The organism is Calothrix rhizosoleniae SC01 (genome assembly GCF_900185595.1).
Classification (GTDB): domain Bacteria; phylum Cyanobacteriota; class Cyanobacteriia; order Cyanobacteriales; family Nostocaceae; genus Calothrix_A; species Calothrix_A rhizosoleniae.
Genome location: NZ_FYBH01000290.1, coordinates 1 through 8,016, shown reverse-complemented (window position 1 = coordinate 8,016; position 8,016 = coordinate 1). Strand labels below are relative to the sequence as shown.

5 protein-coding genes are annotated in these 8,016 nt (G+C 37.8%); 3 read left to right on the top strand and 2 right to left on the bottom strand.

All coding sequences use genetic code 11. The features are described 5' to 3' along the window. The coding region (locus CALSC_RS17425; protein WP_143288291.1) for a CHAT domain-containing protein at nucleotides 1–1,682 on the top strand (1,682 nt) is incomplete at its 5' end. Nucleotides 1,683–1,812: 130 nt separating this feature from the next. On the opposite strand, the gene CALSC_RS17420 is transcribed toward CALSC_RS17425, so the two are convergent. After that, a complete protein-coding gene (locus CALSC_RS17420) occupies nucleotides 1,813–2,154 on the bottom strand; it encodes a hypothetical protein (RefSeq protein WP_088242571.1) in 342 nt (113 codons plus the stop codon). Between the two features lie 266 nt (nucleotides 2,155–2,420). On the opposite strand from CALSC_RS17420, the gene CALSC_RS17415 reads away from it, so the two are divergent. Beyond that, nucleotides 2,421–3,815 carry a glycoside hydrolase 100 family protein gene (locus CALSC_RS17415; RefSeq protein ID WP_200817668.1) on the top strand — a complete coding sequence of 465 codons (1,395 nt, stop codon included), beginning with the start codon at nucleotides 2,421–2,423 and terminating at the stop codon, nucleotides 3,813–3,815. 479 nt (nucleotides 3,816–4,294) lie between these two features. On the opposite strand, the gene CALSC_RS17410 is transcribed toward CALSC_RS17415, so the two are convergent. Further along, nucleotides 4,295–5,254, bottom strand: coding sequence for an alpha/beta hydrolase family protein (locus CALSC_RS17410; RefSeq protein WP_088242570.1), 960 nt, complete (start codon nucleotides 5,252–5,254; stop codon nucleotides 4,295–4,297). Between the two features lie 708 nt (nucleotides 5,255–5,962). Here CALSC_RS17410 and CALSC_RS17405 point away from each other — a divergent pair. Then, nucleotides 5,963–8,005, top strand: coding sequence for a hypothetical protein (locus tag CALSC_RS17405; RefSeq protein ID WP_088242569.1), 2,043 nt, complete (start codon nucleotides 5,963–5,965; stop codon nucleotides 8,003–8,005). Nucleotides 8,006–8,016: the final 11 nt, after the last annotated feature.

Below are 8,016 nucleotides of genomic sequence, written 5' to 3'. Positions count from 1 at the left end.
ACTTAGCTATTGGTAATTGTTTATATGCTCAAGGTAAAAGGGATATAGCATACCGGGATTCTTGGATGCAAGCGGTCGCTGAGTACGATTTAGCCCTATCAACCCTGACACCACAAGACTTTCCCCAGGTGTACCTGGAAGTTTTACAATCCCTAATTACAGCTCTGATAGGTTTAGGTCAAATTCTCCAAGCACAAGAATTACACGAACAAGGGATGAATGTTTGGGGACATCTACTGGGCGATCCTAACTTTACAGATGCCAATAAAAAACAGTTATCCTTAAAAGTCACAGGTTTAGGTCAATTAGCCGTAGATTTAGCAATCCAGTCTGGAGAATTTTTATCAGCCTTAGAAATAGCCGAACAGAGTAAAAATGCTTGTTTAACCTGGCAATTATTCGGTTGGAGTGAAGAGATTTACTCACCTAATTATCAATCCATTCAACAACTGCTCAATCCCACCACAGCTATAGTTTATTGGCATATCAGCTCTTATGCCATCCACACATTTGTCATTAAACACAAATATCCCGAACCTATTCACATTTTTACCCCCGTACTTAACCCAGGGGAAAGTAACGAATTTCCTCTACCGGAAGCTGTACAAAGATTAGTCGAATTGGAAGATTGGATAGAGGATTGGGATCGACAGTACCAGGAATATCGACAAACAACTAGAGATAAACAAGGGCAAATTAGCCATTCTTGGCGTTTGTTAATGGCACAAAGACTGGAGCATCTGCAGGAAATTCTAAATATTGCTAATATTGAAGAAGAATTACAAAATATTAAGCAACTGATTTTAGTTCCCCATCGGGACTTACATCGATTTCCTCTCCATCAACTGTTTAACAGCAATGCCAATTACATAATTAACTATTTACCTAGTATCCAAATGGGATTAGAAGGGAAATCAACAGAAGTTGGTATCAACCCTCAACAATTTTTACTCAGCCTTGAATATCCTAACAGTAGTGGTTATTTACAGTTGAAATTTGCGAAGGTGCAAACAGAAGCTGTCAAGCAAATGTTTACCAATTGTACTTCCATTGTTGCGGTCGAAGCGACTAAAAGGCAAGTAGAAGATAGCTTAGACAATCATCACGATATTTTGCATTTTAATGGCTACGTAATCAACAATTTTACCGTTCCCCAGGAATCTGGATTACTTCTGAATGGAGATGAAAAACTTACCTTAGTAGATATCTGTAAGCATCCTCTCTCTAGTTACAAATTAGTAACTCTTGCAGCCCATGAAACCATCATTCCTAAAAATCGGACAAATTTCAGTAGTGAATATGCAGGTTTAACTAGCGGCTTTTTGAGCCAGGGAGTGGATTATGTACTTACTCCTCTGTGGACTGTGGAATCAGCTGCTAGTACCTTGATAATTGTAGAGTTTTATCGCAATTTACAAAAGAATAAGTCACCAATTGAGGCTTTAGCGCTGGCTACCCACTGGTTACGAGAAGTGACTGCCGGGGAATTAGTACAATGGTATGAGGATTTACTCGATAATTTGGGACAAGAAGAGTTAAGAAATCAAGCAGATTTAGCAACTGAGTTATATCGAGTTAAGCATATGTCTGCTGATGAAAACCTTTACAATCATCCTTACTATTGGGCTGCATTTACTATTGTGGGAAATTCGGATGTAGCGCTACGCGCAAGTAATAAGTGAGCCATTGCAGTGGAAGGGTTGCCCGACATAAAGCAAATGACGAACTCCGAAGGAGTAATAAATTTACTGCTTACAGGTTTGGTGCTTTAACAATGTCCTAACGTAATTGCGTAGTGCTATATTTAAATTATTAGAATGGCGATCGCCCAGTAATTAGTGTCTGGTAGCCACCTGCAATCATTGTAAATGATAGGAAGAATTGCCATAAACTGGTGGGATTAAGAATGGCTCTACTACTCAAAAACACTAATGCGATCGCTACTGTAACGAAGATGAACCCCAGATTTTTCATGCCTCTTGGGGCAAAGATTAAAATCATGATACCTGACATGAGGGTAAGAATGGAACCATCAGCAGCAATCCCTCGCCACCAATAAGGGTAAGGGTTAGTTGTGAAGATAATATTTTGTCCTAGAATATAGATACCCCAAATGATAAAACCAAAGCCTAATAATCTCAAAAAAAGTTTCATATATTATATTTTAAATAATATGATTTTTTATCTTTAACAATTCCTATTGTAAGAATAGTTTACTGCACAACGGAATGTAAATATTACGGTGGGATAATAAATTTATCTTAAAAACATCTCACTTTCATTAAACTATTAATCTAGTCTACTACCTAATAAATCAGCATAATTACTTATATTATTCATATCAATTATAGTTAAACATTAAACTTATTACTTATTACTTATTACTTATTACTTATTACTTATTATTGTGGAGCAGAAAAATGGGAATTCCCCAAAATTTGATCGACTCAGCATGGCAAAGTCTGGAAGCATCCATTATTCAATACCATGATCGTCCAGTGGGTACTTTAGCTGCAAAGGATCCAGCAGTACATGCATTAAATTATGACCAATGCTTTACCCGTGATTTTGCAGTTTCAGCCTTAGCTTTTTTGATGAAGGGTGAAGTAGAAATTGTCCGTAACTTTTTGATTGAAACCCTGAAACTACAAAGTTGTAACAAGCATTTGGATTGTTTTAAACCCGGTCAAGGGTTGATGCCTGCAAGCTTTAAAGTAGAAACTAAAAACGAAAAAGAATATCTACTACCTGACTTTGGAGAACATGCGATCGCTAGAGTAGCACCAGTAGATTCCGGTTTCTGGTGGTTATTAATGTTACGTGCTTATGTCAAAGCTAGTGGGGACATGGCTTTGGCTCATCAACTAGAATTTCAAAATTGTATCAAGCTAATTTTGGATTTATGCTTGACTTCCCGGTTTGATATGTATCCTACCATGTTGGTTTCCGATGGTTCCTATATGATTGACCGGCGCATGGGGGTTTATGGTTATCCTTTAGATATTCAGGCTTTATTTTATATTGCCTTGCGCTCAGCTAGAGAATTACTTGTACCTGAAGATGAATACATTACAGTGGTGGATGAACGCTTGGGTCATTTGGTATACCACCTAAGATATTACTATTGGTTAGATATAGATCTACTCAATGAAATTTACCGCTATAGAGTAGAGGAGTATGGTCCCACCGCCGTTAATAAGTTTAATATCTATCCTGCTTCTATCCCTGAATGGTTAAAAGAATGGCTTCCAGAAAAAGGGGGTTACTTTGTCGGAAATCTTGGTCCCGGACGAATGGATTTTCGCTTTTTTGCCCAAGGTAATTTAATGGCTATTATCTGTAAATTGGCTTCTGAGGAACAATCCCAAGGGATTATGGATTTAATCGCCTCCCGTTGGCATAGTTTAATTGGTAGAATGCCCATCAAGCTGTGTTTTCCTGCCATAGATGGACGAGATTGGGAAATTATGACTGGCTGCGATGCGAAAAATACTTCCTGGTCTTACCATAATGGAGGGAATTGGCCCTTTTTATTGTGGTTATTAGCCGCCGCCGGACAAAAAACCGATAGAGCAGATTTAGCAGAACGAGCTTTAGATATTGCTATGACACGGTTATATAAAGATAAATGGCCTGAATATTATGATGGTAAGTATGGTCGTTTAATTGGCAAGGAAGCACGAAAGTTTCAAACTTGGACAATCGCTGGTGTTTTGGTTGCACATCAGTTGTTAAATAATCCTCAGCATTTGGAATTAGTTAGTTTTGATGAGGAATCTGCAATGGTTTCTTGCTCCTTACCTATACCTTTTTGATGCAAAAGTATGTCCTAACTGATAACTTGCACCATCCTCAATAACCGCCTGGGATTTAAATCTCAGTCTCACAGCATAAGTCGTCTAAAGATTGCTAGACAAGCATTCTAGTCTACTTAAGCAACCTCAATTTCGGTTTCAAGAATTAGTCTGTGGTAACAAGGGAGGAGACAGCTTTGCTGGAGACAGAAGGGTTGAATTTAGGACATAATGCATAGTTTAAGTAGTTAAACATAATTAATTACACAATGTCATTGCGAGTGTAACGGAGTGAAACGAAGCAATCGCAAGGGGTAGGATTATTTCGCGTAGTTTGTAATAATGGTAAATATTTTTGTTTGATTACTTAAAATCAATCTTCAAAATTATAAACATTAATTATTTACTCTTCTCTGTTAAGATTTCCCTATTTCCTTTTTCCGACTTTCTACCAGATCTTATTATCCTGAACTCAGGTTAATTATGACTTGCACGTAGGGCTATATCAGTCTTTTTAGCCAGCTTGTAAGTACTCCGGGTATTTCAGATGCTAGGGGACGATTCATTGCAGTGACGAAATCTTCATCAGGTTTTCCCAGTCTACGAAAACTATGATCGAGTCCGGGAAAAATATAGCTTGTTACATGGGTATTTCCGGACTGGATGAGTGCTTGTTTCATGAGGGATGCTTCTGTTGGCGGTGTATTGTGGTCTAATTCCCCATGTAATATCAATACGGGACATTTCACTTTGTCTACAAAATTTGATGGTGGACAGTCAAAATGTTGCTTCCAAGCAGGTAAGAAAAAATTCTTAGACCAATTCTCATCACCCAATAAAAAGAAATTATCCCCTCTATGTGCAGCCATGATTAGTGGATCTATTTGTTTATAAATCCAATACATTAACGGAACCTGCTGCTGGAAATTAGCAATTGCATCTCCATCCCATTGCCAAAAATTTGTTGCTTGCCATCTGATAATATCTTCTAAATTGTTATATATACCTCCCTGCCAAATGTAAAATTTTAAATGGGGATTTTGTGCTGTTACCATTAGAGCGATCGCAGCACCTTCACTTTGTCCTAAAATGCCGATTCTGTTGCTGTCAATTTCTGATACAGTGCTTAGCCATTGCAAAGCATTATTAGCATCTGCAACTAAATCTAGCAAGCTAGTGGTATTAAAATCACCCTCACTTTGACCACAACCGCGCTTATCATACCTAAAGGTAGCAATCCCTATTTTCTCTAAAATTTGCGCTTCATCCTGAAATAGATTGCGTGGGGGTAATGGTATGGGAAACCAATCAGTTTGGGAGTTATCTAAATTTCCATCTCTAGTTTGAGGAAATGAACCTCCAATTAATAAACAAACTGGTGGCTTTTCTTGCCCATCGGGGATAGTCAGAATGCCATGAATTTTAGTGCCATTAGATTCAAAGTATAATTGTTTTTCCATTATTTTTTAATGTTGTCAACCTTGATGATTGGTTTCCCGCCAGGATGATAAAACAACTTTTAAGGGCTACTTTCAAAATAATCCCCCACAGGTAATTTTGTCCACAACCAAGAATGAAAATCACCTCTGACTGACTCCCGATTCCCTACTCCTCATTTTCAAATTAGGTGTATTCTAAATAAATGACCGCAGGATGTATTAATAACTAGTGAGCGTTAGGAGAGGCTACAAATATATAATTCAACCCTGAGGCAGTTCTGGAAATAGTTTGCTGAAATGGCTAATCGCCAAATGCTTATAATCATCGGCAACTTTTGTTATACTGTGGCGTGTAGGAAATCTAGCCATAATTAACATCCTGTTATCTAAAGAGATATTAGGGATTATCTACTAAATATTTTTACTCGGTCAGTTAAATTCAAGTTCTGCAATTATTGTTTATAGAAAGAAGCAAAATAATGAGCGGATACTAATGCTAAGGTTTCATTATTTAAACACTACTTCTACTGCTCGAATCCTCATACCAATTCATGAAAATACTGATACATAGGTTTCAGTCTTTAATCATCTCCTAACCTAATTATATAGTGCTATATCAGTCTCGTTATTTAGCTTGATTTCAAACAGACAAGCCCCATGATTAGAGCCATTTTTACTATATTCTTAAACTATAGCTATTCAAGAAAGTATTTACAGAGAGAGGTGAATATGTGGTGCCGCCAACTTTCTTTTGCCCTGAGTCTGGGTGCTATTGCTTTACTCGGAGGTGGTTTGTCTGCTCAAGCTCAAAAAACTCTTAGTGTTTCTGATACGACAAATCAATCGCAAGAAAATCAACGAGGAGTTGAAAGGATAAAGTTATATTATTTTCATAATGCAGACACTTTAAAGCAGATACTAGATGCAGTGCAAAAGGATCAAAACTGGGAAAATCTCAGGATAAGGATATTGTCAAATACACAGATATCAAATGATGAAAACGAAAACGAAAACGAAAACGAAAACGAAAACGAAAATGAAAATGAAAACGAAAACAATAATGAAAACGAAAATTCTGATAATGCTCAACAGTTAAGCACTTCTTCCATTGAGATCATTTCCATACCACCTTCTTCCGATTATGTCGAGGTCATACTCTATGGTAGTAAAAAGGAAAGAGATTCTGCGCACCGAGTGATTGCTGCAATTGATCTTCCCCGTCCCGGTATCACAATGCAGATGTGGGGAATTCAGATTTCCAGCAACGACCCCAAAGACTTGGCCAAAGTCATGTTGAAAGTACGCCGGGAAATTAATCAAACTCAAAAATTAGTGAAAGAGACATATGCTCACCTCCAACAATACATAGGAGTGAATATTACAGATCAGAATATTGAAGATAATTTCAAAAAACTTCTTGTTGAGAAACTAGGATATAAAACAACTCTGAGTGCCAATCGCCCTCTATCCATGACAGATATGGTTCTACGCATGGTTGCTGCGGAAAAACCAAATAACAAGATTACCGAAGACGTAGCCAATGAACTGACGAAATTTGTTCAACAAGATAAATATAAGTACTATTTAGATACATTAAGGGAGCAAGGAGGAGAACCACTTGAAAGGTTTTTCTCGATTCGTGGCCTGCGACAATGTCCTGAATCAAATAATAAAGAGAATAAGAAGACCTTTACGTGGAAGGAAGGGAAATGTAAAGCCGAAAAAGACAAAAACAAAGATTCTGAGGTAGACTACTATGCCAGAGTGAGCCGCAATGCAATACTTGATTTTGCCCTGAATTATGGACACTTTCGTAGGCAGCCAGAGAATTTTAATCCTTACGGACTGCAACAATCAGCCGATGTCTTGAATAATCGCTTACAAGAGACCATGAATGCGTTAAACAAAGACATGGAAGATTTATTTGTTATGCCTACTTTGATCAAAATCCAAAAAATTGTGAGAAAATTCAAGGGTGTGGAATATGCACAAGTGGGAAGAACCAGTATCGCTAGTCTGAGTGGGATCGCAACGACGGTCGATTCGACTTCGGTTAGTGCCTTTGATGTGACTCAATTGGAACTCTTTGAATTGCTCAAACAGATTCAGACTGACAAAGGCTTTTTTGACTCTCTTCTTCCAACAAAAGACGTGGGTCCTAATCTTAAGCTAGCTGTCAGACTAGCTGCTGCTTTAGAACAGCAAAAAGCTGTATTTCGTGAATTGAATAGTGGAGTTTCATTCACCATAATTCCTAATGTGTTACGAGATATGAATTCTGCTGAACTCAACATCGATTTAACTATTACCGCGGATTCAGTTCCTGATCAGGATAATGACGAACAAACGAAAATATCACGTATCAGTCAACAGAAAGTGAATACCACCGTTTACACTAAGGCTGTGGATTTTTTCGCTCTTTCGACATTCTCTAACCAAAGTACATTAAGTGGGGGACGTGGTTACGTACCTATTATCGGCACAGTGTGGAGGGGGATTTTTGGTGAAGTGCCGGTGTTAGGAAAACTGTTTAGTTGGAAAAGAGCTCCAAAGAAGGTTCTGCACGAGAGTCTGCTGTTGACTAACTCCTTTATTACACCTACAGCTATGGGAATCGGTTTGCTATATCCAGAGCCAGCAGAAGATGACACTTCTAAGAATGACAACTTCGACGAATTAAAGTGTCTGGTTGAAGAATATAAAAATAATTCAGGTCGAAATAATTCAGATCAAAATAATCGAGTGTTCGTGAAGAAAAAAAATAACTGTTAATCTAACACAAT